The organism is Aeromicrobium sp. PFPM2_SD2 (assembly GCF_057364525.1).
This window is the reverse complement of sequence record NZ_JBNFNZ010000459.1, coordinates 1-1,928: the sequence shown is the minus strand read 5'-3', so window position 1 is coordinate 1,928 and position 1,928 is coordinate 1. Positions and strand designations below refer to the sequence as shown.

At 72.4% G+C, this 1,928-nt stretch carries 1 protein-coding gene; it reads left to right on the top strand.

Annotated features, from left to right (window positions below):
- Window positions 1-87: 87 nt before the first annotated feature.
- Window positions 88-1,824 (top strand): proline--tRNA ligase, encoded by a 1,737-nt coding sequence (locus AC2W7G_RS15050; protein WP_485869155.1) that lies wholly within the window; start codon window positions 88-90, stop codon window positions 1,822-1,824.
- The last annotated feature ends 104 nt before the right edge of the window (window positions 1,825-1,928 follow it).

The following is a 1,928-nucleotide window of genomic DNA, read 5'->3' as shown; positions in this document are numbered from 1 at the left end:
CTGATCCGCGTCGCCCCTGCGCGCCGGCCGGGCCTGACCGCGCGGCCGGGCGGCCGGTCGCCGCTCGGTAGGGTTCACCCCATGCGCATGTCCCAGCTCTTCCTCCGCACCCTGCGTGACGACCCCGCCGACGCGGAGGTCCCCAGCCACAAGCTGCTCGTCCGGGCCGGGTTCGTCCGCCGTGTCGCGCCGGGCATCTACACGTGGCTGCCGCTGGGCCTGAAGGTGCTGGGCAAGGTCGAGAAGATCGTGCGCGAGGAGATGGACGCCATCGGCGCGCAGGAGGTGCGCTTCCCGGCGCTGCTGCCGCGCGAGCCCTACGAGGCGACCGACCGCTGGACCGAGTACGGCGACAACCTGTTCCGCCTGCACGACCGCCGCGGCGGCGACTACCTGCTCGGCCCCACGCACGAGGAGATGTTCACGCTCCTGGTGAAGGACCTGTACTCGTCGTACAAGGACCTGCCGCTGAGCCTGTACCAGGTGCAGACGAAGTACCGCGACGAGTCGCGGCCGCGCGCGGGCATCCTGCGCGGCCGTGAGTTCGTCATGAAGGACTCCTACTCCTTCGACGTCACCGACGCCGGGCTGGAGAAGAGCTACCAGGCGCACCGCGAGGCGTACGTCCGCATCTTCGACCGGCTGGGGCTGGAGTACGTCATCGTCAAGGCCGACTCCGGCGCGATGGGCGGCTCGGCCAGCGAGGAGTTCCTCGCCGTCGCCGAGACCGGCGAGGACACGTTCGCCCGCTCCCCGGGCGGCTACGCGGCCAACGTCGAGGCCGTCACCACCGTCGTCCCGGACGCTCTGCCGTACGACGACGTGCCCGCCGCGCACGTCGAGGACACCCCCGACACCCCGACCATCCAGACGCTGGTCGACCACCTCAACGCGGCGTTCCCGCGCGACGACCGTCCCTGGACGGCCGCCGACACGCTCAAGAACGTCCTGGTGATGCTGCACCACCCCGACGGCACCCGCGAGCCCCTGGCCGTGGGCGTGCCCGGCGACCGCGAGGTCGACGCCAAGCGCCTGGAGACCCAGGTGGCGCCGGCCGAGGTGGAGCCGTTCGAGGAGAAGGACTTCGCCCAGCACCCGTCGCTGGTCAAGGGCTACATCGGCCCGGGCGTCCTGGGCACCGAGAACGAGTCCGGCATCCGGTACCTGGTCGACCCCCGCGTGGTCGAGGGCACCCGCTGGGTCACCGGCGCGAACGCGCCGGGACGCCACGTCGTCGACCTGGTCGCCGGGCGTGACTTCACCGCCGACGGCACGATCGAGGCCGCCGAGGTGCGCGCGGGCGACCCGGCCCCCGACGGCTCGGGACCCCTGGAGCTGGCCCGCGGCATCGAGATGGGCCACATCTTCCAGCTCGGCCGCAAGTTCGCCGAGCGCCTGGGCCTGCAGGTGCTGGACGAGAACGGCAAGCTGGTGACGGTCACGATGGGCTCGTACGGCGTGGGCGTCTCGCGCGCGGTCGGCGTCATCATCGAGAACTCCCACGACGAGGCCGGCATGATCTGGCCCCGCGAGGTCGCACCGTTCGACGTGCACGTGGTCGTGGCCGGCAAGACGCCCGAGCTGTTCGAGGGGGCCGACCGGGTCGTCGCCGACCTCGAGGCCGCCGGGTTCGACGTGCTGCACGATGACCGCCCGAAGATGTCGCCCGGCGTGAAGTTCAAGGACGCCGAGCTCATCGGCGTCCCGACCATCGTCGTGGTGGGCAAGGGCCTGGTCGACGGCGTCGTCGAGGTCAAGGACCGCGCCACCGGCGAGCGCACCGACGTCCCGGTCGACCAGCTCGTCGCCCACCTGCGCGGCTGACTGAGCCGCTCAGCCGGCGGCGGGACGGTCGAGCCCGGGGAACGGCTGGGGCTCGCGTCCACGTCGTCGTCGAGCGCGGCGCGCGCAGCAGCCGCAGGCGGGCC

Coding starts and splice junctions, on each gene's coding strand:
- AC2W7G_RS15050 (WP_485869155.1), top strand. CDS start 88: ATGTCCCAGCTCTTCCTCCGCACCCTGCGTGACGACCCCGCCGACGCG.